The 22708-nt window shown below is 71.1% G+C and carries 21 protein-coding genes and 1 pseudogene; 10 read left to right on the top strand and 12 right to left on the bottom strand.

Annotated features, from left to right (window positions below):
- The 5 genes and pseudogenes from VGN18_RS12900 to VGN18_RS12880 form a co-directional block, all read right to left on the bottom strand.
- The coding region (locus VGN18_RS12900) for a hypothetical protein (protein ID WP_327540101.1) at positions 1-339 on the bottom strand (339 nt) is incomplete at its 3' end.
- On the bottom strand, positions 333-3425 hold the full coding sequence (locus tag VGN18_RS12895) for a CHAT domain-containing protein (RefSeq protein ID WP_327540100.1): 3093 nt from the start codon (positions 3423-3425) through the stop codon (positions 333-335). The genes VGN18_RS12895 and VGN18_RS12900, both read right to left, overlap by 7 nt.
- A 441-nt stretch (positions 3426-3866) precedes the next feature.
- A pseudogene (locus VGN18_RS12890) lies at positions 3867-4039 on the bottom strand (ISL3 family transposase); the annotation flags it as partial.
- 316 nt (positions 4040-4355) lie between these two features.
- Complete coding sequence (locus VGN18_RS12885) at positions 4356-4745, bottom strand: hypothetical protein (protein ID WP_327540099.1); 390 nt, start codon at positions 4743-4745, stop codon at positions 4356-4358.
- Entirely contained in the window at positions 4742-5578 is an 837-nt protein-coding gene (locus tag VGN18_RS12880) for a hypothetical protein (RefSeq protein WP_327540098.1), read from the bottom strand. The genes VGN18_RS12885 and VGN18_RS12880 overlap by 4 nt, the downstream gene beginning before the upstream one ends.
- A gap of 382 nt (positions 5579-5960) precedes the next feature.
- On the opposite strand from VGN18_RS12880, the gene VGN18_RS12875 reads away from it, so the two are divergent.
- The 3 genes from VGN18_RS12875 to VGN18_RS12865 all read left to right on the top strand — a co-directional run bounded on the left by VGN18_RS12875 (position 5961) and on the right by VGN18_RS12865 (position 7272).
- Positions 5961-6443: an SRPBCC domain-containing protein gene (locus VGN18_RS12875; protein WP_327540097.1), complete on the top strand. Its 483-nt coding sequence runs from the start codon at positions 5961-5963 to the stop codon at positions 6441-6443.
- A gap of 75 nt (positions 6444-6518) precedes the next feature.
- Entirely contained in the window at positions 6519-6950 is a 432-nt protein-coding gene (locus VGN18_RS12870; protein WP_327540096.1) for an SRPBCC domain-containing protein, read from the top strand.
- The gene (locus VGN18_RS12865) at positions 6940-7272 is read left to right on the top strand and encodes a metalloregulator ArsR/SmtB family transcription factor (protein ID WP_327540095.1); all 333 of its coding nucleotides are present in this window, start codon (positions 6940-6942) and stop codon (positions 7270-7272) included. Before VGN18_RS12870 ends, VGN18_RS12865 begins: the two co-directional genes overlap by 11 nt.
- Before the next feature lie 14 nt (positions 7273-7286).
- On the opposite strand, the gene VGN18_RS12860 is transcribed toward VGN18_RS12865, so the two are convergent.
- Positions 7287-8105 (bottom strand): hypothetical protein, encoded by an 819-nt coding sequence (locus VGN18_RS12860; RefSeq protein ID WP_327540094.1) that lies wholly within the window; start codon positions 8103-8105, stop codon positions 7287-7289.
- An 8-nt stretch (positions 8106-8113) separates the two neighbouring features.
- Positions 8114-9058, bottom strand: coding sequence for an ABC transporter ATP-binding protein (locus VGN18_RS12855; protein ID WP_327540093.1), 945 nt, complete (start codon positions 9056-9058; stop codon positions 8114-8116).
- A gap of 347 nt (positions 9059-9405) precedes the next feature.
- Between VGN18_RS12855 and VGN18_RS12850 the strand changes: the two genes are divergently transcribed.
- Together VGN18_RS12850 and VGN18_RS12845 are read left to right on the top strand one after the other, a co-directional pair.
- The gene (locus VGN18_RS12850; protein WP_327540092.1) at positions 9406-10437 is read left to right on the top strand and encodes a lysylphosphatidylglycerol synthase transmembrane domain-containing protein; all 1032 of its coding nucleotides are present in this window, start codon (positions 9406-9408) and stop codon (positions 10435-10437) included.
- On the top strand, positions 10434-12008 hold the full coding sequence (locus VGN18_RS12845; RefSeq protein ID WP_327540091.1) for a hypothetical protein: 1575 nt from the start codon (positions 10434-10436) through the stop codon (positions 12006-12008). Before VGN18_RS12850 ends, VGN18_RS12845 begins: the two co-directional genes overlap by 4 nt.
- 34 nt (positions 12009-12042) lie before the next feature.
- On the opposite strand, the gene VGN18_RS12840 is transcribed toward VGN18_RS12845, so the two are convergent.
- Positions 12043-12816 carry an IclR family transcriptional regulator gene (locus VGN18_RS12840; RefSeq protein WP_327540090.1) on the bottom strand — a complete coding sequence of 258 codons (774 nt, stop codon included), beginning with the start codon at positions 12814-12816 and terminating at the stop codon, positions 12043-12045.
- A 66-nt stretch (positions 12817-12882) separates the two neighbouring features.
- On the opposite strand from VGN18_RS12840, the gene VGN18_RS12835 reads away from it, so the two are divergent.
- Positions 12883-15021 (top strand): malate synthase G, encoded by a 2139-nt coding sequence (locus tag VGN18_RS12835; RefSeq protein WP_327540089.1) that lies wholly within the window; start codon positions 12883-12885, stop codon positions 15019-15021.
- Positions 15018-15446 (top strand): GlcG/HbpS family heme-binding protein, encoded by a 429-nt coding sequence (locus VGN18_RS12830; protein ID WP_327540088.1) that lies wholly within the window; start codon positions 15018-15020, stop codon positions 15444-15446. The genes VGN18_RS12835 and VGN18_RS12830 overlap by 4 nt, the downstream gene beginning before the upstream one ends.
- Positions 15447-15453: 7 nt before the next feature.
- On the opposite strand, the gene VGN18_RS12825 is transcribed toward VGN18_RS12830, so the two are convergent.
- From VGN18_RS12825 to VGN18_RS12815, 3 genes are read right to left on the bottom strand one after another with little or no spacing between them, the layout of a single operon-like run.
- Complete coding sequence (locus tag VGN18_RS12825) at positions 15454-16203, bottom strand: amino acid ABC transporter ATP-binding protein (RefSeq protein ID WP_327540087.1); 750 nt, start codon at positions 16201-16203, stop codon at positions 15454-15456.
- Positions 16200-17051 (bottom strand): amino acid ABC transporter permease, encoded by an 852-nt coding sequence (locus VGN18_RS12820; protein ID WP_327540086.1) that lies wholly within the window; start codon positions 17049-17051, stop codon positions 16200-16202. The genes VGN18_RS12825 and VGN18_RS12820 overlap by 4 nt, the downstream gene beginning before the upstream one ends.
- 8 nt (positions 17052-17059) lie before the next feature.
- Positions 17060-17968, bottom strand: a complete 909-nt coding sequence (locus VGN18_RS12815; RefSeq protein ID WP_414655050.1) for an ABC transporter substrate-binding protein — start codon at positions 17966-17968, stop codon at positions 17060-17062.
- Between the two features lie 275 nt (positions 17969-18243).
- Between VGN18_RS12815 and VGN18_RS12810 the strand changes: the two genes are divergently transcribed.
- Complete coding sequence (locus VGN18_RS12810; RefSeq protein ID WP_327540084.1) at positions 18244-20214, top strand: glycoside hydrolase family 3 protein; 1971 nt, start codon at positions 18244-18246, stop codon at positions 20212-20214.
- A gap of 222 nt (positions 20215-20436) precedes the next feature.
- Complete coding sequence (locus tag VGN18_RS12805) at positions 20437-21048, top strand: hypothetical protein (RefSeq protein WP_327540083.1); 612 nt, start codon at positions 20437-20439, stop codon at positions 21046-21048.
- A 50-nt stretch (positions 21049-21098) separates the two neighbouring features.
- Here the strand turns inward: VGN18_RS12805 and VGN18_RS12800 are convergent, their stop codons facing one another.
- Positions 21099-21512 carry a rhodanese-like domain-containing protein gene (locus tag VGN18_RS12800; RefSeq protein WP_327540082.1) on the bottom strand — a complete coding sequence of 138 codons (414 nt, stop codon included), beginning with the start codon at positions 21510-21512 and terminating at the stop codon, positions 21099-21101.
- 206 nt (positions 21513-21718) lie between these two features.
- On the opposite strand from VGN18_RS12800, the gene VGN18_RS12795 reads away from it, so the two are divergent.
- On the top strand, positions 21719-22555 hold the full coding sequence (locus VGN18_RS12795) for an MEDS domain-containing protein (RefSeq protein ID WP_327540081.1): 837 nt from the start codon (positions 21719-21721) through the stop codon (positions 22553-22555).
- Positions 22556-22708: the final 153 nt, after the last annotated feature.

Below are 22708 nucleotides of genomic sequence, written 5' to 3'. Positions count from 1 at the left end.
CACCAGACGCGGATGAAGGTCCTCGGCCCGGGCGTGGCGGCCCGCGGCGTCGCTCACCAACTCCACCCGCAACCGAGCCCACTCGATGCGCACTCTCGGTTTCGGCCGCAGCGAGAAGTCGAAGCGGAGGACGAAGTAACGCTCTGTCGAGTCGAGCGGAGGTGCCGGCGCGCCGTCGATCTCGTCGAGCGCGAAGGTCCGGTGCGGCTCGATCCGAACTTCGGGCAGGTCGCGGGCGGCACTGAGGTCGGCGCCGGGCGCGCGGCGTACCGTGCCTTCATCGAGGCGCAGCGGCGCGGCCCACCAAGCCTGGTCCACCGTCTGTTCCGGCATCAGCATAGGACCGCTTCCTCCTCCCGAAGAGCCGGCGCGAGTAGCAGGCCACCCGCCGGATCGCCCATCAATGTGTAGCCGGCCCAGAAGTACGGGTGCCGGAATCGCGCGTCGGCTCGCAGCCCGTCGGCGGCGCTCCGCATCGCGTCGATGCAGTCAGCGCCCGACGACAGCGCCTCGTACAGCGCGGCCATGAAGACCGCGCTCGCCTCGTCGTCGACCGGCCACAACGTGGTGATCACCCGTCGCGCACCGGCCTGTAGCAGCGCCATCCCGAGCCCGGCGACCTCACTGCCGCGCAGCGGTTGCGCCCGGCCGGACTCGCACGCCGACAGGACCACCAGCTCGGCCCGCAGCCGGGACTGCAGGATCGCACGCGCGGTCCACTCACCGTCGGCCAACCGCACGGCCGACCGCAACGGATCGCTCTCGTCGAACGCAGCGTGCGCTGCGACGTGGACGATCCGCGCGACCGGTGCCGTGGCTTCGACGGCGGTGACAGAAGCCGCAGCTCCGACCAGGGGCGCGACGCCGAGGAGGGCCGCAACCGCGTCCGCCTCGCCGGCCGCGTGCGGAAGATCCCCGAGCGGATCGCCAATGACAAGGCTGGGACCCACACCATCGGTCCGGGCCTGCACTCGCAGTGCAGCCAACGTCGGCTCGGTGACGACCGCGACTTCGCGTCCGGTCCGGATGTCGAGCTCACGCGCCAGCGCGGCCCACGGCAGCGCGAACCCGGCGCCGTGGGGGCTGACGATGAGCCGGTCGACGTCCGCGGTGAAGCGTGCGATCAGCTCGAGGATGTCCGGCCAGTGCTCCAGCCAGGTGTGGCCGCGGTCCCGCCCACGGCTCACGGCCAGCTCGCGCCACATCCGGCTCGCGCTCGTGCGAACGAAGTCGCGGTCGGTGACCCGAATCAGTCGCGGCTCCAGCTCGACGGAGTCAATGAGAGCGAACTCCACGGCGTCGTCGTCCTCGAGCATCGTCAGGCACGCGGTCCGCGGCCCGAGGCCGGCGACCAGCTCGCGCAGGCTCGGGCCGTCCAGCGGCTCGCCGCGTCGAGATGCGACGTATCGGGCGGCCTCCGGCCCGAGCTCCGCGATCGCCGTCCATACCTCGGTCAGCTCGATGTGCAGGTCGGTCCGGAGCTTCGCGTCAGCGCGCGCTCGTACCCGGTCCAGACCCGCCTCGGCCGCGAGGTCGTGGTTGTCGATGGCGGTCAGCCGCCGGACGAGTTCCTGCTCCCGGCCGATGAGCTCGTCCGATATCTGCGGGGGAGCGGGGAGGTCGGCCCGGCTGATCGATTCGGTGTAGATCCTGGACTTCGCCGCCTCGCCGGCCGCAACACCGGCCCAGCGATCGCGCTCGCCGACCTCCGCGTCGTCGCTGTGGTTGGCGTTGAGCCAGTACGCGTCGACGGTGCGGCGGCACACCGTCAGTCCGAGATCGGCCATGCCGAGTCGGCCGACGATTGCCGACGTCGCGAACGACGCGTCCCATGCCGCGCTGGCGGCGATCATCGCGTCGCGGTAGCCGGGCCAGTCCTCGCGAAACGCCCGTTCGCTGCCTAGGCCGAGCAGCGCGCTCGCGCGGGTAGGAGAGTCGGCGGGCGCGAACTCGACGAGCTCTTCGAGCGCTCGCACGAGTCGGTGAGCACCGGGGTCGAACTGCGCGGCCAGCTCCGGCTCCGCGTCGCGCGCCGCGCGTAGCGCTTCCGCCCAGACTTCGGTCAGGGTGCGGCGGTACGGCGAGCTCCACGACAGCCGCGGAGTCAACTCCGGCTGATCGACATCCAGCCCATCCGCGAGCAGTCCGAGCGCCTCGCGCAGCACCTCGGCCTCGCCGTCACGCCGGTATGCCGCGACCAGTTCGCCGGCGTAGGCGGCCAGGTAGCGGAAGGATTCGTAGCCCTGGTCCTGGCGTTGCACCACCTGGGCGAACGCGATGCGCGCCATCCGCAGGCCACCATCCGGGAGCGTCCCGACCTTGCGCCCCGCTGCGACGCCGAGTAGGTCGAACGCTCCGGGTGACCAGGGCACATCCGTCCAGCTGACCTTCGTCAGCCCTCCAATGAGGTCCTGGACGCGCAACACGTCATCGGCCAGTCCGTAGCGGACGTGCCGGTCGAGCAGTGCGCGCCCGAGCGCGATCGCGACATCCGGATCGGCCAAGGTGTCGCCCCCCAGCTCCGCGAGCCGGTGCTCGCCGATCTGCACCGCCTCGTCGAGCACCTCCGCAACCGCTGCTCGGTGATACTCGGCGTTGAGGGCGCTGATCAAGGTCGCCACCGCCGCGGAGCGCCAGTCGGCCGGGCAGCCCGCGTCGTCCACGACAGAACGCAGGTGGTCGAGCACCGCCGCGACGTCGGTGGGATCACCGATGCGCTGGTAGCGCGCCAGCATGCCGCGCGCCTGCACCGTAAGCACGATCGATGCCGACGGCGAGTCCGGCGAGCACACGTACCGGCGGCGCAGTTGCGCGCACGTGTCGATCGCCGCGTCGAGGTCGAACAGCGAGGCGCCGGTGCGCAAATACCGCTCGATGAGCGCATCTGCCCGCTCGACCTCGGCCCGCAGCGGCGCGTCCGCCGCCGGCCAGGGCACCTGCGGCTGCTGAGGCCACACCCGCGGCCGGCGGTCCGTGCCGCTCTGCTCGCGGAACACGCCCCACTCGACACCGCCGTCGCCGACTCGATACTGCATCGCCCCGGCGAAGAACCGGCCGCCGGAGTCCTCGAACTCCGCGAAGACGATCCCGACGGACTCGAACCGCCCGATCTGCCCGGTCCCCGTGTGGGCCCGGCCAAGCACGATGGCCGTCGAACCGGCCTGGGCGAGCCGTGCCCTCAACCACTCGTCCAACGCAGCGTTGGTGCCGGTGACCGTGTGGGCGACTGAACACGAGTCGGTCGCAATCGCGCCGTCCGGACCACGGCGGAGCAATACCGCGGCCGACACCGGACGCTCTCCGAAGCCTTCCTCTTTCGCGCACTCAGTCACCAGAACTGTGAGACCCAGCCGTACCTGACGGGTGCGCACCGCGGCCCGAGCATCGTCGACCGGATCGCCGGTCGGCAGAGCCGCAGACTGCACCGCGACCAGCTCCGGTGACGTCGGAAACTCCGCCGGCGCAGGTGGCTCCTGCCGACGAGTCCGCGACCGCACGCGCCAGCTCACGGTGGCGGGCTTCCGGCACCGCTGGCCCGAATCGTGCTGGACATGCCGGTCATCGTTCCACCGCGGCACTCAATCCGGAAGGATCACCTCGGACGCCGACTCCTGCGCGAAGCGGACACGTTCGCATCTTGCTGTTGATTGAATTGATGCGACTTCAGCCGCACACCTAGCGACCGATCTGCACCACGGGCCCGTGCCGGCGACGTGCGCGAGATCGACGGTTGCGAGCGACATGTCAGCGGCGAGATCTGTGCTCGCCCGCTCGCCCGCTTGTCCGCTGTCCGCTTGCAGGAGGGCCGCCGCCGCGGCGCTGATCTGTCAAGATTCAGCGGTCCTGGTCGGTCCACATTTCTGGCTCTACTGACTGATCTGTGGGTCGAGTCGGGCGGGTAGGACGGGTCGGTGGCCTCCGGGCTGAGTAGTGCGAGAGCGATGAGTGCGGTCGCGGATCTGAACTCGAATGCGAGCCGGGTGAGTAGGCGGATCTTGGTGATGACCGACTCGACGAGGGCGTTGGACAGGCTCGACTGGTCAGGTTGGCCACGTAGGCCCATCGATCGAATTCTGCGGTCATCTCTGAGAGTGCGTCGCCTCTTGTGAGTCATCTTTTAGTCATCTTTTATGGCGCGTCACGGGTCGATACGAGCCGCTCAACAGCGACACGAGGATCGCTGAGTTCCTTATGTAGTAGGGATTCTGCGTCACTATTCGATACGGCGCGACATACCAAGATCAACTCGAAGGGTTACTGGTTCGAGTCCAGTCGGGGGAGCAAGGACGGGTTCTGCAGTCGTGGAACCCGCGCAGCGTGACGTCGCTCCGCGGCGTCCTCGCCCGGATCGATGCCTAGGTCCAGGGGCGTCGGTGGGCGAGGTCCACGAACAGCAGCCAGCCCGGAATCAGCAGACGCACCTGCGCGACGCTGTAATAGCGCCTCGCCGCGTCGAGGTCGTCGAGAAGCCGGATCTCGGCTTCGAGCCGCTCGGGCCGACGCACCTGCAGCGCGTGCACGCTCAGCGACAGATAGTTGAGGCCGACGCCGAGCACCCAGGACCCGCCGATCCACCCGGTCGCACCGCCCTGACCGAGCAGGAACACCCCGAGGACGACACCCGTCAGCGCGCCGACCGGTAACTCGACGAGCACGGCCCACCGCCGCGCGGCGGTGCCACGAGCGCCGTAGAGGTCGACGACCGCGAGTCCCCGCCCACTGAATTCCGACGGCCGGCCGATCATCGGCGCGAGCCGACGCGAGGGCGGAGTTCGGTGACGGTGCCGTCGGCCTGGGTCACCCACAGGTTCCCGGCCGGGTCCGCGGCGATGTTCTCGGCCGGTCCGGGCACGGCGACCGTGCCCAGGACGGCGCCTGAGCGTGGGTCGATCGCCGCGACCGACGCCCCGCCGTACGAGGCCACCCAGAGCACACCGCGCGCGAAGGCCAGCCCGCCCGTCTGACCACCGGGGACCCGGATGGTGGCGCGAACGGCTCCGGTCCGCGGGGCGATCCGGGTGACCGTCGCGTCGACGGTGTTGGACACCCACACGCTGTCCCCGCCGGCCAGGGCCATGATCGGCTGATTGCCGACGGCGATCCGACGGACGGCGCGAGACGCAAGATCGATACGGGAGACCGTCCGGGAGGAACCGCTGAAATCGGGGACCCAGATCGCCCCGAAGCCCCCGCTGGCGAATCCGGCCCGCGCCGGTTGGTCGAAGCGGGTCAAGGCTGCGCCGGCGACGTCTGCGGTACCGGCGCTTCCGTCGCTCTGATCGAGCACCCAGAGGCGTCCTGCCGCCACCACCAGGCCGCAGGGCCGCGGCCCCGGGGTCGGAATGGTGGCGTCCCGTGCCCCGTTCGCCGACGTGAATCGGGTGACGACCGAACCGTTGTAGCTGGCAACCCACACCGACCGTTCCGTCGCCACGACGGTGAGTGGTCCTTCGGGTACCGCGATGTCCGGGCGACGGCGAGCGTCCTCGGCGGCAAGGCGGATCACCCGATTGCCGTCGAGATCGCTGATCCACATCGTGCCGTTGCTGTAGGCGATGCCGTCGAGGAAGCCGCCCACGTGCACCGATCGCACCGCCGCCGCCGGCACGCTCGTCTTCGGTCCGGTAGGCCTGATCGGCGCCGGTGTCGGGGGTACCTCGGATCTTCGCGAGCCGGCGCTCGAGCAGCCGACGGCAACCAAGGTGAGGACGAGCACGGCGGCCGTCGTCGCGATCGATCGCACGGGTCCGCGCCGTGTCGAACGATCGGGTCGAGCCGTGGCGACTGCCGAAGCGATCAAGGGTCTGCTCCTCGGACGATGACCTGCCACCCGTCCGATCCCATGATCCATTGCGTGGTGCAGCGAGGGCGAGTGGCAGTTCAGGTTGACGCAACCTGATGGTTGCCATATGGTTTGGCAACCATCAGGTTGCATCAGATCATCAGTCGAAGGAGACGACATGTCCAGCACGAGCACCGACTACCTCACGACCGTCCGGGTGAACGCCCCGGCCGATGTCGTGTTCGACCGGGTCACCAGCGTCGAGGCCCTCGCCGCATGGTGGAGCCCGGTCACGGGATCGGGCCTGACCGGTGGCGAGCTACGGTTCCCGATGGTGGCGGATCAGCCGCCCCTGCTCGTCCGCGTCGACGAGGCGACCCGCCCGAGGATCGTCCGCTGGACCGTGGTCGAGTGCAGTTTCATGCCGGACTGGGTCGGAACGCAGCCGACGTTCACCATCACGGCGCTCGACGGCGGCTCCTGCGAGCTCGACTTCGAGCACCGGGGCCTGAACGACGAGCTCGAGTGCAAGGAGATGTGCAGCCGCAGCTGGGATCATTTCATCGGCACCAGCCTCCGCGAGCTGGCCGAGGGTGGTCCGGGTGCCCCGAACCGCAGCCCGCGGGACCTCGCCCGCCGCGCCGCCGAGCAGAGCCGCTGATCCCGGTCCCTGGGACGGTCCGGCGTCGACGATCGTTCGCCGGCATGCAGAGTCGCTCAACACCAGGAGGAAGTCATGGCGTTTCCCGACCGCATCGAGCGCACGGTCAGCCTGACCCGTGCTCCGCGTGAGGTGTGGCAGGCGGTCACCACGGCCGAGGGGCTGAGCGCGTGGTTCGGCGAGCGGGCGAGCATCGACCTGCGACCCGGCGGTGCGGCGACGCTGACCTTCGGCGGCGGCATGACGGTCGACCTGCGCATCGAGCGCGTGGAGGAACCCGTGGTGTTCGCCTACACCTGGCGGCTGCCCGACCTCCCCGAGGACGACCCCCGCCGCACCTATGTCGAGTTCACGCTGGAGCCGCACGGGGACGGCACGCTGCTCCGGGTCGTCGAGACCGGCTTCGCCCAGCTTCCGGTCGACACCCGGCGCGAGACCTACGACTCGCACCGGGACGGCTGGTCGCGAGAGCTGGCCGAGCTGGTGGAATACGTCGATGGAGCCTGACATCGAGGCCGTAGCCGAGCAGGTCTTCGTGGCTCTCGCCGACCCGACCCGCCGCACGATCTTGAGCGCCCTGGCCACCGGCGGGCCGTCCACCGTGACCGGTCTTGCCGCCAGTCTGCCGATCACCCGCCAGGCCATCGCCAAGCACCTCGCGCTCATGACCGATGCCGGCCTGGTCACGGCCGAGCCCGGCGAGCGCCGGCGAGTGCGCTACCGGCTGCGATCCGCACCCGTGCACGTCGCCCAGCAGTTCCTCGCCGCACTCACCCACGACTGGGACGAGCGGCTCGACGCCCTGCAGCGCTACCTCGCGACGCCCTGACGGGTGCTCCGGTCTCAGGCGTCGCGGCGCTTGAGGACGACGGAACCGGCGACGAGCGCGACGGCCGCGTAGAGCGCGGTGACGCCGAGGCCGGCCCACGGGCCGAGCAGGGTCGGATCCGGGTGGGCGACGGACATGATCTGGGTGCCGGCGTTGAGGGGCAGGTACTTGCCGACGTCGGTGGCGTAAGGGTCGGGCAGCGCGTTCGCGATCAGGGGCAGCACCAGCACGACGGCGACGAACGTGGCGATTCCGGCGGCGGTGTTTCGCAGCAGCGTGCCCAGCCCGACGGCGAGCAGTCCCATCAGGGTGAGGTAGAGGCCGGCTCCGACGACGGCCCGGGACGCCCCGGGCGTGCTGAGGCTCGCTTGCAGGTGCGTGCTCGTCAGCGCCTGCTGGCCGAGCAGAAACGCGAGAAGGACTGCGAGTTCGCTCACGATCAGCGTCGCCAGCGCGAACACCAGGGCCTTGGCGACGAGGACGGGCAGCCGCCGCGGCACGGCCGCCAGCGACGAGCGGATCATGCCGGTGCTGTACTCGCCGGTGACCACGAGCACGCCGAGCACCCCGATGGCGAGCTGGGCCAGGAAGACGCCGCGCAGGCTGATGGTCGTCGGGTCGAAATCGGCGAGGCGCGGGCCACCGTCCGGACCGGGCTGGTTGAAGCGATGGGCCCGCAGCGCGCTGAACAGGGTGCCGAGCCCGACGATGATCACGACCGCGACCAGCAGGCTCCACATCGACGAGCGCAGCGTGCGGAACTTGATCCACTCCGAGCGGATGACCCGGGGCAGGGTGACGTGGCCGGCGCCGGGATCGACCTCACGGGTCATGACGGCGCTCATGCGAGCGGTCCGGAGACGGCCGGTGCCACGTCGGCGCCGAGACTGCCGTGGAACTCGACCGAGTCACGGGTGATCTCCATGAACGCCTCCTCCAGGGTCGCCTGCTGCGGGGTCAGTTCGATCAGGGGGATCGATTCGCGGGCCGCGATCACCCCGATCGACTCGCTGTCCATGCCGCTCACGGTCAGGGTCTCGGTGCCGGTTCGCTGCACCGTCCGGCCCTCGCCCGCGAGCAGGGCGGCGAGGCGGTCGTCCTCATGGGTCCGCACCACCACCGCGTCGGACGACGCGCGGTGCACGAGCTCGTCGACGGTGCCCGAGGCGATGAGCCGACCCCGCCCCACGACCAGCAACTCGGTGGCGGTCAGCGCCATCTCGCTCATCAGGTGCGACGAGACGAGCACCGTACGTCCCTCGGCCGCGAGCTGCTTGAGCAGCGTGCGCACCCACAGGATCCCCTCCGGGTCGAGACCGTTGACCGGCTCGTCGAGGAGCAGGGTGCCCGGGTCCCCGAGCAGCGCGGACGCGATACCGAGCCGCTGACCCATGCCCAGCGAGAAGCCACCTGCCCGCTTGCGGCCCACGCCGTCGAGGCCGACGAGCCGAAGCACCTCGTCGACGCGGGACCGCGGGATCCCGTGCGTGGCGGCCATGGCCAGCAGGTGGTTGCGGGCCGAGCGACCGGTGTGCACCGCCCGGGCCTCGAGCAGCGCCCCGACCTCACGCAGCGGTGCCGGGTAGTCGGCGTAGCGGCGTCCGTTGATGAGCGCCGAGCCGGCGTCGGGACGGTCGAGGCCGAGCAGCAGTCGCATGGTCGTCGACTTTCCCGCCCCGTTCGGCCCCAGGAAACCGGTGACCACCCCCGGCCGGACGTCGAACGTCAGATCGTCGACCGCCTTCTTGTCCCCGTAGACCTTCGTCAGGCCGACTGCCTCGATCACGCGTTGTCCGCCCCGCCCCTGATCCGACTTGCTCCTGGGCGGAGGCTAGCGACCGCCACCACGACCCATCCCGGAGACCGGTGCCGGCTCTCAGCAAGCCGGACGTCGTGCGCGTCGGTTCGCTGATGATGCGCTGATGCTTCGGTCTGAATCTGCTCTGTTCCTCCGGATCGGCGTTGTCGGGCGGTCACCAGCGATCTAGCGTCAGGTGACTCAGCGTGGGAGCGCGGGCCGGGTGCCGCGCGCTGGCGGTGAGCAACCCCGGCGGATGGAAGCGATTGGTCGGTCGGGCTATGCATCACACGCAGGACCGGGCACGGCCGGCGCCGGCCGTTCGGGTCGCGGCGATGGGTCGCCACGCCGCCGGGGTGGCGCGGCGACGCCCGTTCCTAGTCACGGTCGGTGCCGCGGCGATCGTCTCGACCGGGTTCGTGATCAGCAGCGTGACCGCCGACAGCGACGCGCGGGTGGACGTCGTGTCGGCGCTGTCCGGGGCCGTTCGGTTGCTGGGCCGGCTGGCCTGGCCCGTCCTCGCGATGGTCGTCGGGCTGGCGGCGCTGCACTATCTAGCTGCGGCGGTGGCGGCGCGGGCCGCGGCCGGCGTCAGCACGCCGCTGCGGGAGACCATCCTCGTCCAGCTGTCGGCCTCGACGGCCAACCGTCTGACACCGGCCGGCCTGGGCGGTTCGGCGGTCATCGCCCGCTACCTCGTGAAGCGGGCCGGGCTCGCCACGGCGACGGCGATCGGCGCGGTCGCGGCTCTCACGGTGCTCGGGGGCGTGGCCGACCTGCTCGCGTTCGCCGCGCTCGCGCTCGGCGGCCGCTTCGTCGGCCTCGGCGGCGGCCCGGGGGAGGTCCGGTCCCTTTTCCGCCGCGTCGATGCCCTGCTGCGGACGTCGCAGGCGCCGTTCGTCTGGGTGGCCGCCGGTCTGCTCGCGGCCACGATCGGCGTGCTGATCCGGCGCCGCCGCCACGGGCGACCCGCCCGGCACGTCGGACGGTTCCTGGAGCCGGTCGGCCGGTTGGCCCGACGACCGGCAGCGTTGTCGACCCTGCTCGCCGCCTCGGCCGGCACCACCGTGATCCTGGCCGTCGCCTTCGCGTTGACGACGTCGGCCCTTCCCGGTCCCCGGCCGGACGCGTCGGTGGGTGGCCTGGTGATCGGGTTCATGGTCGGCGCCGCGGCCAGCAACTCCATTCCGATCCCGGCCGGGTTGGGGGCGACCGAGACCGCGTTGATCGGCGTGCTCGTCGCCGCCGACATACCGGCCGGACAGGCTTTCGAAGAGGTCATGATCTTTCGCGTCATCACGTTCTGGATCCCGGCCCTGGTCGGCATCGTCGCGGCCCGGCGGCTGCGCAGCGCGGGGGCCCTGTGACGTCGTCGGAGTCGGTGCTCCGACGGCGCATCGGCGGCCCGGCCGCCGCCCTGGCCGCCGGGCTCGCCGGCGTGGCCATCGCCACCTCGGCCCGATGGGGTCCCGACTGGCCGGCCCAGGAGTTCCGGGCCTGGTCGGCGGCCCACAACGGGCTGACCGCCTGGACGAACCAGTGGTACTCCGGGCAGGCCCTGCCGGGCTACTCGGTCATCTACCCGGTCGTGGGCGGCGTCCTCGGCGCCGCGCTCACCGGGCTGCTCGCGGCCGTGGTGGCCGCCCTCGGCGCGTTCCGCCTGGCCCCTGCGGGCTCGCCGCGGCGCCGGGCCGGCTACCACGCATCGGTGTGCCTGGTGCTCGGAGCGGACCTGCTGATCGGGCAGGTGCCCTACCTCCTCGGCGTCGCCGCCGGGGTGTGGGCGATCGCCTTGGTGCGGTCGGACCGCCGGCTCGCCGCCGCCTGCCTCGCCGGCCTGAGTTCGCTGGGCAGCCCGCTGGCCGGTGCCTTCGTCCTGCTGGCGATCCCGGTGGTCGCCGCCGGGTGGGGGCGGCGACGGGCGTACCCGCTGGCGGCCGCCCTGGCCGGCATCACCGTCTCGTCGTTGCTCGGCGGCGGGGGCGGCCCGTTCCCGTACACGTTCCTCGGCCTCCTGTGGACCCTGCTGTTCGCGGGGCTGTGCATCGTGGTCCCGTCGAGGTCGATGCGGGCGCTGCGACGGTTCGGCCTCGTCTACGCCGCCGTCGCGATCGTCGTGTTCCTGGTGCCGAACCCGCTCGGAGGCAATCTCGTCCGTCTCGGCCAACTCGTCGCCCTGCCGCTGATCTGGCACACCTGGCCGCAGGTGCGGGGCCGGCTCCGGCGGCCCGTGGTTGCCGTCGCGCTCGTCGTCCTGGCCGCGGTGTGGTCGTCGTGGCCGGCCCTGACCTCGGTCGGGCGGGGCGCGGGTGACCCGTCGCAGGCCCGGCCCTACTACCGCGGGCTGCTCACCTACCTCCGCGGCCAGAACCCGACCACCGGACGGCTCGAGGTCGTTTTCACGCGGGAGCACTGGGAGGCGATGTACGTGGCGAGCGCCTTCCCGATCGCTCGCGGCTGGGAACGGCAGACCGACATGAGCGTCAACGCGGTCCTCTACCGACCCCTCACCGCGACGGGCTACCGCCAGTGGCTCGACGACAACGCGGTGTCGATGGTCGCGTTGCCGACCGCTCCGATCGACTTCGGCGGGCGGGCCGAGCAAGCCCTCTTGCGAGACCCCCCGACCTACCTCCGACCCGCCTGGCACGACGCGAACTGGCAGGTCTGGCGCGTGCGCTCACCCAGCCCGATGGTCACCGGTCCGGCCACCCTGCGAAACCTCGGTGCCGCCTCGTTCGAACTCGACTTCACCCGCGCCGGCACGGCAACGGTGCGGATCAGGACCAACAGCATGTGGTCGGTCACCCGAGGTCGGGGCTGCGTGCTCGCCGGTCCCGGGCACTGGCTGCGCATCGAGACGAGTCATCCGGGCCGGCTGCTCGTCAGCGCCCGGGTCGGGCTCGCCGCCCTCGACACCGACACCCGCTGCTCCTGACGCGCACCCACGGGACCTCTGACCGGACGGCGGATCACCGCGTGCCGTCGAGTTCCGCGGCCAGTCGGGTCGCGGCGCCCTGCAGCAGCGCCGCTGCGCGCTCGATGACGGCGTCGGTCATGCGCGCCGTCGGGCCCGACACCGAGACGGCCAGCCAGGGCAGGTTCGCAACCTCGATCGCGACGGCGACGCAGCGCACGCCGAGTTCCTGCTCCTCGTCGTCGACGGCGAAGCCGCGCGACGTGATGCGGGCGAGCTCGGCCCGCAGCTCCTCGGGCGTCCCGATGGTGTGCTCGGTGAGTCGCGGCAGCCCGCGACGGCGCACGACCGCGGCGACGTCGTCGGCGCTGAGCCGGGCCAGCATCGCCTTGCCGACCCCGGTGCAGTGCAGGTCGACGCGACGGCCGAGTTCGGTGAACATCCGCATCGAGTGACGCGACGGCACCTGGGCCACGTACTCGGCCTGGTACCCGGTGAACAGGGCGACGTTCGCGGTCTCGCCGAGCTCGTCGACCAGATCGCGCAGCACGGCCTCGACGCCGCTGCCGAGGAGCACGTTCGCGGCTGAGCCGAGCGTCACCAGGCGCAGGCCGAGGGCGTACCGGCGGTCGGCGAGCTGCAGCGCGTACCCGCGGTCGACCAGCGTGCGCAGCAGGCGATGCGTCGTGGCCATGGGGAGCCGGGTACTGCTCGAGATGTCGGCCACGGTCGAGCCGCCCGGTCGATCGGCCAGGGTTTCGAGCACGTCGAGGGCCCGCAGCACCGACTGCACGCCGGCCGGCTCGGCGGCGCGGTCGAGGTTTGACACCGCACACCGCCCTCTCTAGCGTTGATTGAAATCAATATTCCATATCATGGAATGGGGTAGCAATCGATGTCGGACCGCATCCAGGTCGGAAGCCTCGGCGTCGCCGGTGTGCTGCACCGCTTCGTCACCGACGAGGCGTTGCCCGGTTCGGGAGTGTCGCCGGAGCAGTTCTGGGCCGGCGCGGAGGCGCTGTTCCGCGACTTCACGCCGCGCAACCGCGAACTGCTGGCCCGCCGCGACGAGCTGCAGGCGGCGATCGATCGCCACGACCACACCGGCGACGACTACGTCGGGTTCCTGCGCTCGCTCGGCTACCTGGTCGCCGAGCCGGAACCCTTCGAGATCACGACCGCCGACGTCGACCCCGAGATCGCGGTGCAGGCCGGCCCCCAGCTGGTGGTCCCGCTGCTCAACGCCCGCTTCGCCGTCAATGCCGCCAACGCGCGATGGGGTTCCCTCTACGACGCGCTGTACGGCGCCGACGTCATCGACGAGGACGACGGCCGCGAGCGGGGCACGTCGTACAACCCGGTGCGCGGCGAGGTCGTGATCGCCCGGGCCCGCGCGCTGCTCGACGAGCACGTGCCGCTGGCCGGCGGCTCGCACGCCGACGTCTCCTCCTACCGGGTCGACGAGAACGGCCTGCGGGCCGACGACCTGCGGCTCGCCGATCCGTCGGCCTTCGTCGGGTACGCGGGCGAGCCGACCGATCCCGACGCGATCCTGCTCGTGCACCACGGTCTGCACCTCGAGATAGCCATCGACCGCTCCGATCCGGTCGGCGCGACCGACAAGGCCGGTGTTCGCGACGTGATCGTCGAGGCCGCGGTGAGCACGATCATGGATCTCGAGGATTCCGTGGCCGCCGTCGATGCCGAGGACAAGGTGCTCGGGTATCGGAACTGGCTGCTGCTCATGCAGGGCCGGTTGAGCGAGGAGGTCACCAAGGGCGGCCGCACCTTCACGCGCTCGCTCGCCCCCGACCGCGTCTACCGCACGGCCGGCGGTGACGAGATCACCCGGCCCGGGCGCTCGCTGCTGTTCGTCCGCCAGGTCGGCCTGCTCATGACGACCGACGCGATCGTCGACGCCGACGGCGCCGAGGTGCCCGAGGGCCTGCTCGACGCGCTGCTCTGCGGGCTCGGCAGCGTCCACGACGTGCGCGCGGAGTCCGGGCTGCGGAACTCGCGCACCGGCTCGGTCTACGCGGTCAAGCCGAAGATGCACGGGCCGGACGAAGTAGCATTCGCCTGCGCGGTGTTCGAGCGCGTGGAGGAGATCCTCGGCCTGCCGGCGCGCACCATGAAGATCGGGATCATGGACGAGGAGCGACGAACCTCGGCGAACCTGCGTGCGTGCGTGCACGCCGCGCGCGACCGCGTCGCCTTCATCAACACCGGTTTCCTCGACCGCACCGGCGACGAGATCCACACCTCGATGCGGGTCGGCGCGATGGTGCGCAAGAACGCGATGCGCGACGAGGCCTGGATCAAGGCCTACGAGGACAACAACGTCGACGTCGGCCTCGCCTGCGGCTTCCGGGGCCGGGCCCAGATCGGCAAGGGCATGTGGGCCGCGCCGGACAACCTGGCCGAGATGCTCGAGCAGAAGATCAACCACCCGACCGCCGGGGCGAGTTGCGCCTGGGTGCCGTCACCGACGGCAGCGACCCTGCACGCGCTGCACTACCACCAGGTCGACGTCGCCGAGCGGCAGCGCGAGCTCGCGTCGCGCGCGCCCGCGTCGCTGACCGACCTGCTGACCATCCCGCTCGGTCGCCCCGACACCCTGTCGGAGGAGGACATCGCCGCCGAGATCGACAACAACCTGCAGGGCGTGCTCGGCTACGTCGTCCGCTGGGTCGACCAGGGGATCGGCTGCTCGAAGGTGCCCGACATCCACGGCACGCCGCTGATGGAGGATCGCGCCACCTGCCGCATCTCCTCCCAGCACGTCGCGAACTGGTTGTTGCACGGGGTCGTCACCGACGAGCAGGTCGACGCCGCGCTGCGCCGCATGGCCGAGGTCGTCGACCGGCAGAACGCGGACGACCCGGCGTACACGCCGATGGCGCCGGGCTGCGACGGCCCCGCGTTCCGCGCCGCTCGAGCGCTCATCTTCGACGGGCTCGCGCAGCCCAGCGGTTACACCGAGCCGATCCTGCACGCGCACCGCCGCGCGCTCAAGGAAGGGAACCGATCATGAGTCTCGATCTCGCGACCGCCCGCACGATCATCGCCGGGGCCCGGGCCCACGGGTCCGACAGCGGGTTCAAGCCTCTCACCGTCGTCGTGCTCGACACCGGCGGGCAGATCGTCGCGGTCGAGCGCGAGGATGGCTCGTCCATCGGGCGGTTCGACATCGCGCTCGGCAAGGCCTACGGTGCGCTCGCCCTCGGTCTGGGTTCGCGGGCGATCATGGCCCGCGCCGAGCAGCAGCCGTACTTCGTCGCGGCCGCCACCGCGGCCATCGGCGGCAAGCTCGTCCCGGTGCCGGGCGGCGTCCTCGTCCGGGACGTCAGCGGCGCGCTGCTCGGTGCTGTCGGCATCTCCGGCGACAACTCCGACAACGACGAGGCCGCCGCGGTGGCCGGGATCGCGAGCGCCGGCCTGGCCGCCGACACCGGCTGAGCCCGCATCAGAGCCGGCCGGCCTCCTCGATGCGGCCGAGGAACTGCCGGGTGCGCTCGGCCCTCGGCGCCCCGAAGACCTGCTCGGCGGTGCCGCTCTCGAGCACGCGCCCGCCGTCGAGGAAGCACACCTGTTCGGCGATCTTCCTGGCGAAGCCCATCTCGTGGGTGGCCACGACCATCGTCATGCCCTCGTTCTTCAGCTCGCCGATCAGGGTGAGCACCTCGGCCACCAGTTCGGGGTCGAGGGCGCTGGTGACCTCGTCGAAGAGCATCAGCCGGGGACGGTTCACCAGCGCCCGCGCGATGGCCACCCGCTGCTGCTGGCCGCCGGAGAGTTCGTCCGGCCGGGCGCCGGCCTTCGCGGCGAGCCCGACCCGATCGAGCATCGCGCGGGCGTCGTCCTCGGCCTGCCTGCGGGCCACGCCGTGCACGCGGCGCGGAGCCAGTGCGACGTTGTCGAGGACGCTCAGGTGCGGGAACAGGTTGAAGGCCTGGAACACGATGCCGACCTTGGCCCGGATCCGGTTCACCTCGACCCGCGGGTCGGTGATGTCGACGCCGTCGAGCTCGATGACACCGTCGTCGACGACCTCGAGCAGGTTCAGGCAGCGCAGCAACGTCGACTTGCCCGAACCGGACGAGCCGATGAGCACGGTGCAGGTGTGCTCGGCGACGTCGAGATCGAGATCGTTCAGCACGACCGACTTCCCGTACGCCTTGCGCAGGCCGCGGACCGACAGCAGCGGCGCGCTCACACGACGCTCCCCACGGCGCCGCGCCAGCCCTGGCGGCGTCCGACCCAGTCGGTGAAGCGGGCGAGCGGGATGGTGAGCACCACGAAGACGAGCCCGGCCATCACGTAGGGCACGAACTTGAAGTCCTGAGCCGTGTCGTTCTGCGCGGTGAGGACGATGTCGATGACGCCGAGGATCGACACCAGCGAGGTGTCCTTCTGCAGGCTCACGAAATCGTTGAGCAGCGGCGGCAGCACGCGTCGCACCGCCTGCGGGAAGACGACGAAGCGCATCGACTGGCCGTGGGTCAGCCCGAGCGAGCGGGCGGCGGCGCGCTGGCTCGGGTGCACCGACTCGATGCCGGCGCGGAAGACCTCGGCCACGTAGGCGGTGTAGGTCAGCACCAGGGCGATGATGCCGAGCACGAACGGGCTGTTCGGTGCGCCGGTGAGGCGCAGGCCGGGCAGGCCGTAGCCGATCACGTAGAGCACCAGCAGCAGCGGCAGCCCGCGGAAGATGTCGACGTAGGCGGTCGCGAGGAAGCGGATGGGGAAGAACGCCGGCCCCTGCAGCGTGCGCAACCACGCGATGATCAGCGCGAACAGGAGGATCAGCACCTCGCTGATCAGCATGATCTGCACGTTGATCCACAGCGCCCGCAGCAGCCCGGGCAGGATCTGCCAGCCGCGGTGGAAGTCGAAGAAGCTGTCCCGCACCCGCGGCCAGCCCGGGGTCGACCGGACGACCAGCGCGGCCGCGACGAAGAAGACGACCGTGCTGGCCGTCGCGATCAGCGCCGAGCGGCGCGTGCGACGGCGCCGGAACGCGTCGCGCTCGTGCTGGCGCGCCGACGGCGACCACGCCTCCATCAGCGGCACTACTTCAGCTCGGGTGCGCCGGCGCTCGTGGTGAGCCACTTCTGCTGCAGCGCCGTCAACGTGCCGTCGGCGCGCAGGGCGTCGACCGCCTTGGTCAGGCACCCGGTGAGGGGGCTGCCCTTGCCCAGCACCAGGCCGAACTGCTCCGGCGTGCCGGTCACCGGCAGCTGTCCCACGATCTTCGCGCCGGTGAGCTCGGCCGAGGTCAGGTACAGCCCGGTCGGCAGGTCGACGACCAGGCCGTCGATCTGACCGTTCTTCAGCGCCTGCACGGCAAGATCGTTGGTCGGGTACTCCGACGCCGCACGGTGCGGCTTGATGACGTTCTTGATCGCGTCGAAGCTCGTGGTGCCCTGCTGGGCCCCGAGCTTCGCGTTCTGCAGCCCGGCGACGGTGGTGGCTCCGGCGATCCTGCTCTTGTCGAGCGTGATCACCGACTGCGCGACGTCGTAGTAGCCGCTCGAGAAGTCGACCGCCTTGGCCCGCGCCGGCGTGATCGACACCTCGTTGATGTCGAAGTCGTAAGCCTTCGGCGTCGGGGCGATGACGCTGTTGAAGGACGCGTGGGTCCACTTCACCTGCGCCGGGGTGTATCCGAGCTGCTTGCCGACCGCGAAGGCCACCGCCGATTCGAATCCCTTCCCGTTCGCCGGCTTGTTGTCGACGAACCAGGGCTCGTAGGCCGGGCTGTCGGTCGCGACGGTGAGGGTGCCCGCCGAATGCGTCTTCAGCGTGGCGGGCGTGCAGGTCGGTGCGGCCGACGCCGACGCGGCGGCCGGGCCGGACGCGGACACCGAGGCGCTGCCGGAGCTGCTGGTGGAGGACGAACCGGTGCTCTGCGCGGCACAGGCGGAGAGCAGGAGGACGGCGCCGAGCGCGGTCGGGACGATTCGGGGCATAGCGGACATGGGCGTTTCTCCCTGGGCGTTCGGGCCGTCACGACGTCGGCCCGGCGAATCTACCTGCGGGGGAAGTGCCCTCCAGCGGCAGGTATTCCAGGCTGTGCCGCCTATCTCTACTGTTTCGGTAGACATTGCGGAGGTGTGCGGGTGAGGGGCGGGGGAGCGGATGTCCATTTCGTTCGGACTGATGACAAATCCGGACATCTAGGGGTAGAAACGACTTCTGGCCGTTGTGCGTCGAGAAGACCGCGCCGACGGCTCGCCGATCGAGGAGGCAGTTCGTGATCACGATCACCATCCGATCCGCGGCCCGCGCCGCCGTTGCCGGCGTCCTGCTGGCGTCGCCGCTCGTGGCCGTGGCCGTGGCCGCGCCTGCCCAGGCCGACACCCCCGCTTACGAGGACGCCGCCCGGCCCGTCCCGCAACGCGTCGCCGACCTGCTCGGGCGCATGACGCTCGCCGAGAAGGTCGGGCAGATGACGCAGGCCGAGCGCGCGTCCATCGACAGCGACCCGTCGATCATCGCGAGCGACAACCTGGGCAGTGTGCTGTCCGGCGGCGGATCCGTCCCGACGCCGAACACGCCGACCGCCTGGGCCGACATGGTCGACCGCTATCAGCGCGCCGCGCTGGCATCGCGCCTGCACATCCCGATCCTCTACGGCATCGACACCGTGCACGGCGACGGCAACATGTACGGCGCCACCGTCTTCCCCCACAACATCGGACTCGGCGCCACCCGCGACCCGGCGCTCGTGGCCGCGGCCGAGCACGTGGCCGCCTCCGAGACCCGCTCGACCGGCCCGCAGTGGGCGTTCGCACCGTGCATCTGCGTCGCGCGCGACGACCGGTGGGGCCGCACGTACGAGTCCTTCGGGGAGACGCCCGCGCTCGTCGAGCAGATGGAGACGGCGATCGACGGGCTGCAGGGCCGTCCCGGACAGCTCAAGGACAACGACCGGGTGCTCGCCACGGCGAAGCACTTCGCCGGCGACGGGCTGACCACCTACGGCACCGGCTCGAACGACCAGACCACCGGCAACTACCCGATCGATCAGGGTGTCGACCAGGTCGATCGCGCGACGTTCGACCGGCTCGCGCTGGCGCCCTACGTGCCGGCCGTGCAGCAGCACCACGTCGGCTCGGTCATGCCGTCGTACTCCGACGTGCAGTTCACCGGTGACACCACCCGCACGAACATGCACGGCAACCGGGACCTGATCACCGGCTGGCTCAAGGGCAAGGAGGGCTTCGACGGCTTCGTCATCTCCGACTACAACGGCATCGACCACATCCAGCCCGGGGCCGGCACGACCTTCGAGCAGCGCGTCGTGCTGGGCGTGAACGCCGGCATCGACATGTTCATGCAGCCGTCCAACTTCGCCGACTTCGAGGCCGCCCTCACCGACGCCGTCAACACCGGCCAGGTGTCGATGGCCCGGATCGACGACGCCGTGAGCCGCATCCTCACCAAGAAGTTCGAGCTCGGGCTGTTCGAGCACCCGTACACCGACCGCACGCAACTGCCCGAGGTCGGCGACGCCGCGCACCGGGCGATCGCCCGCCGGGCGGTGCAGGAATCGCAGGTGCTGCTGCGCAACCGGAAGCACGCGCTGCCGATCCGGCGCAACGGCGGCACGATCTACGTCGCGGGCAGCAACGCCGACAACATCGGCAACCAGTCCGGCGGCTGGACGCTCACCTGGCAGGGCGGATCGACCAACGTCATCCCCGGGACGACGATCCTGCAGGGCATCCGCCAGCACGCCGGGCACGCGAGGGTCACATACAGCGCGACCGCGTCGGCGCCCGTGCCACACGGCGCGACCGGCGTCGTCGTGGTCGGCGAGACGCCGTACTCCGAGGGTTTCGGCGACGTCAACGGCCCGCAATGGGCCTACGACCCCGGCGACCACAACGTGCCGCGCCCGGTGAAGGACATGCAGCTCTCGAGCGCGGACAAGTCCGCCGTCGACCGCGTCTGCGCCGCTGCGGCCAAGTGCATCGTCGTGGTGGTGTCGGGCCGTCCGCTGCAGATCGACCCGAAGCAGTTGAAGGAGACCGACGCGCTCGTGGCGGCGTGGCTGCCGGGCAGCGAGGGTGAGGGCGTGGCCGACGACCTGTTCGGGACCGCTCACTACACCGGCACACTGCCGGTCACCTGGCCGCGCACCGTCGCGCAGGAGCCGATCAACGTCGGCGACCCGAACTACGACCCGCTCTACGCCTACGGGTTCGGCCTGCGCACCTGACCCGGCCCGGCCCGCCCGGTTAGCTGCGCGACGTTGCCGGGCAGTCTGGCAAGGTCTGAGTAGTGCAGGTCCAAACCCGGCCGCCTGCTCCACTGCCCGGCACGCCTCGATGCGGTGCCACGCGTGGAAACGGCCGCAGCGCGGCTGCCTGCGCGAGAGAGATTCGCAATGGCTCGCGCGATGCGTCCGAAGCGCCGCAACCTGATCGCGTCGGCGGTGATCGTGGTGCTGCTCGCCTGCGCGATCGCCGCCCTGATCTTCGGTCCGGCCCGGGGCGCACGGAACGACATCGCGCACGTCCGTACCGATCTGCATTCGTCGCGCAACGGGATCTACCTGACGCTGGCCACGGGTCGCCGAACCCTGGCCGAGGCCACGGCCCAGCTCCGGATCGCCGAGCAGTCCCTGGTCATCCAGCAGCAGGGCCTCACGATCGCGCATGACTCCGAACGCGTCGCCGAGGTCACCGCCCGGCACACGGACGACCTGCTCCGCGAGACCACGGCCACCCTGACCACGGTTCGACAGATCGTGGCGGCGCTGGGCCCCCTGAAAGAACTGCCCGGCACGGTCGAGAGCATCCGACGTCAGGTGCAGGCCGCCGTCACGCTCGCTCGCAGCACGCTCACTCTGGCCGCGCAGACCCTGCGCACCGGGCAGGCCGCGCTCGACGTCGCCGTCACCACGTTGGCCACCCTGCGCCAGTCCAAGGCGGTCCAGGAGCAGCTCCTCGCTGTCGCCCGGGAAACGCTGCAGCAGACGCGAGAGATCAATCAGAAGATCCCAGGCCTGATCAGCAGCCCGTCGACGGCGCAGGTCACCGCGGGCCGCTAGGACCCGAGCGGCCGGCGCGAGGCACTGGCTCGCCGCCGGCATCCTCCCGCCTACGGCCGTTCGTCAGCCGGGTCGTGATGCGTCGGCAGACCCGCCGCCGACCAGGCTTCGACGCCGCCGATGATGTCGGTCGCATCGATCCCCAGCGCACGCAGATCGCGGACGGCGAGCGACGAGCTGTACCCCTGCCGGCAGGCGACGACGACCCGCACGTCAGGCCGGGCCTCGGGGATGCGCACCTCGCTGGACGGGTCCAGCCGCCATTCCAGGACGGTGCGATCGATGACGAGCGCCCCGGGCAGCTCGCCCTGGGCGTGGCGTTGCGACGGGGTTCGCGTGTCGACCAGCAGGGCCCCCTGAGCGACCGCCCGCCAGGCCTCGATCGGCGTCATGCGGACCCACCCCTCGCGGGCACGGCTCAGCATCTCGTCGATACGTGAGACCCGGGTGCGGGGTGGGGTCATGCGGCGAGGTCGAAGCGTCGCACGGTGCTGTCCATGATCAGGCCCACGACGAGGCGGTACCCCGGATCGGGGCCGGGCTACCCGGAGCCGACCACCTGCCGGGGACGGCTGCCGCCGCTCGCAGCTTCGGGACTGCACCGCGCCGAGAACGGGTGATTCCACGCCAACGGCCGACGTTCGCTGCCGCCCCGGCATAAGATCCAGGTATGCGTACTTATGGCCCGATTGTCGACGGGATCTCCGCCTCCCGGGTCCACGACCATGTCGCCGCCGTCGGCCGCGGAAGTGCCGAGCTGGCGCGCACCGCGACGCAGGCGTTCGCCGCCGCCGCGACCGACGACGCGCTGGTGCTCTGCCTCGACACGGCCGAGACCGACTGGGATCCGTACCGCGCCTTCGACCGCGAGATCACCAGCGGCCGGTTGCGCGTCGTCGACAACGCCACCGCCTACGCGGCTTTCGGCGAGAGCGACGGCGCCGGACTGCTGCGCCAGTGGGACGCGGTGCTGGATCAGGCGCTGTCCGACGGCTACGGCGGGATCCGCGTCGTGGCCGACAACTCGGCGGTGCTCACCGGCACCGACGTCGACTTCGGTCGCTGGCTGGAGTGGGAGCAGCGCACCGACCGGTGGCAGGCGCAGCGTCCGGTCGTCGGGGTGTGCTGGTTCGACCGGAGCCGCGTGCCCGAGGACCGCCTCGCCGCCGTGACCCGACGGCACCCGGCCTCGGTCGGCGAGGTCACGCCGACGTGGCGGCTGGGGCACGAACACGACGACGGACACGTGACGCTCGTGCTCAGCGGCGACCTCGACGCGTTCGACGCGGAGGACATCGCCCTCGCCCTCGAGATCGAACTGCTGCTGGTGCCCGACGGCGCGTCGATCGACATCGACGTCGTCGACGTCGGCTACATGCACCACCGCGTGCTGTGGGAGGTGACGTCGACCTCGGTCGCCGACCGCCTGCACCTGCGTAATGCATCGCCCGCCATCCGCCGCACCTACGAACTGCTGGCCGACTCGGTGCGGGCCGGGCGTCTCTAGCGTTCAGTAGGTGCGGAAGGCAGCGCGCTCGACGGGGCCGCCCGCCGAGGTCCAGGCCGGTTGATTCGGTCACCACACCGTCACCGGGGTCGGTGGGGGCTACGGGGCAGGACAGCTGGGTAGGACTCGAGGAGTCGTTGTCAACCGAACGTC

Source organism: Jatrophihabitans sp. (assembly GCF_036000465.1).
Taxonomy (GTDB): Bacteria; Actinomycetota; Actinomycetes; order Mycobacteriales; family Jatrophihabitantaceae; genus Jatrophihabitans.
The sequence above is the reverse complement of the archived record's forward strand: the minus strand, read 5'-3'. Positions and strand labels throughout refer to the sequence as shown.

What these genes read in the sequence shown, in the direction of transcription:
- VGN18_RS12885 (WP_327540099.1), bottom strand. Translation starts at nt 4,745, where the DNA reads ATGATCGGCCGGCCGTCGGAATTCAGTGGGCGGGGACTCGCGGTCGTC.
- VGN18_RS12875 (WP_327540097.1), top strand. Translation starts at nt 5,961, where the DNA reads ATGTCCAGCACGAGCACCGACTACCTCACGACCGTCCGGGTGAACGCC.
- VGN18_RS12870 (WP_327540096.1), top strand. Translation starts at nt 6,519, where the DNA reads ATGGCGTTTCCCGACCGCATCGAGCGCACGGTCAGCCTGACCCGTGCT.
- VGN18_RS12865 (WP_327540095.1), top strand. Translation starts at nt 6,940, where the DNA reads ATGGAGCCTGACATCGAGGCCGTAGCCGAGCAGGTCTTCGTGGCTCTC.
- VGN18_RS12860 (WP_327540094.1), bottom strand. Translation starts at nt 8,105, where the DNA reads ATGACCCGTGAGGTCGATCCCGGCGCCGGCCACGTCACCCTGCCCCGG.
- VGN18_RS12850 (WP_327540092.1), top strand. Translation starts at nt 9,406, where the DNA reads ATGGGTCGCCACGCCGCCGGGGTGGCGCGGCGACGCCCGTTCCTAGTC.
- VGN18_RS12835 (WP_327540089.1), top strand. Translation starts at nt 12,883, where the DNA reads ATGTCGGACCGCATCCAGGTCGGAAGCCTCGGCGTCGCCGGTGTGCTG.
- VGN18_RS12830 (WP_327540088.1), top strand. Translation starts at nt 15,018, where the DNA reads ATGAGTCTCGATCTCGCGACCGCCCGCACGATCATCGCCGGGGCCCGG.
- VGN18_RS12820 (WP_327540086.1), bottom strand. Translation starts at nt 17,051, where the DNA reads ATGGAGGCGTGGTCGCCGTCGGCGCGCCAGCACGAGCGCGACGCGTTC.
- VGN18_RS12815 (WP_414655050.1), bottom strand. Translation starts at nt 17,968, where the DNA reads ATGTCCGCTATGCCCCGAATCGTCCCGACCGCGCTCGGCGCCGTCCTC.
- VGN18_RS12800 (WP_327540082.1), bottom strand. Translation starts at nt 21,512, where the DNA reads ATGACCCCACCCCGCACCCGGGTCTCACGTATCGACGAGATGCTGAGC.
- VGN18_RS12795 (WP_327540081.1), top strand. Translation starts at nt 21,719, where the DNA reads ATGCGTACTTATGGCCCGATTGTCGACGGGATCTCCGCCTCCCGGGTC.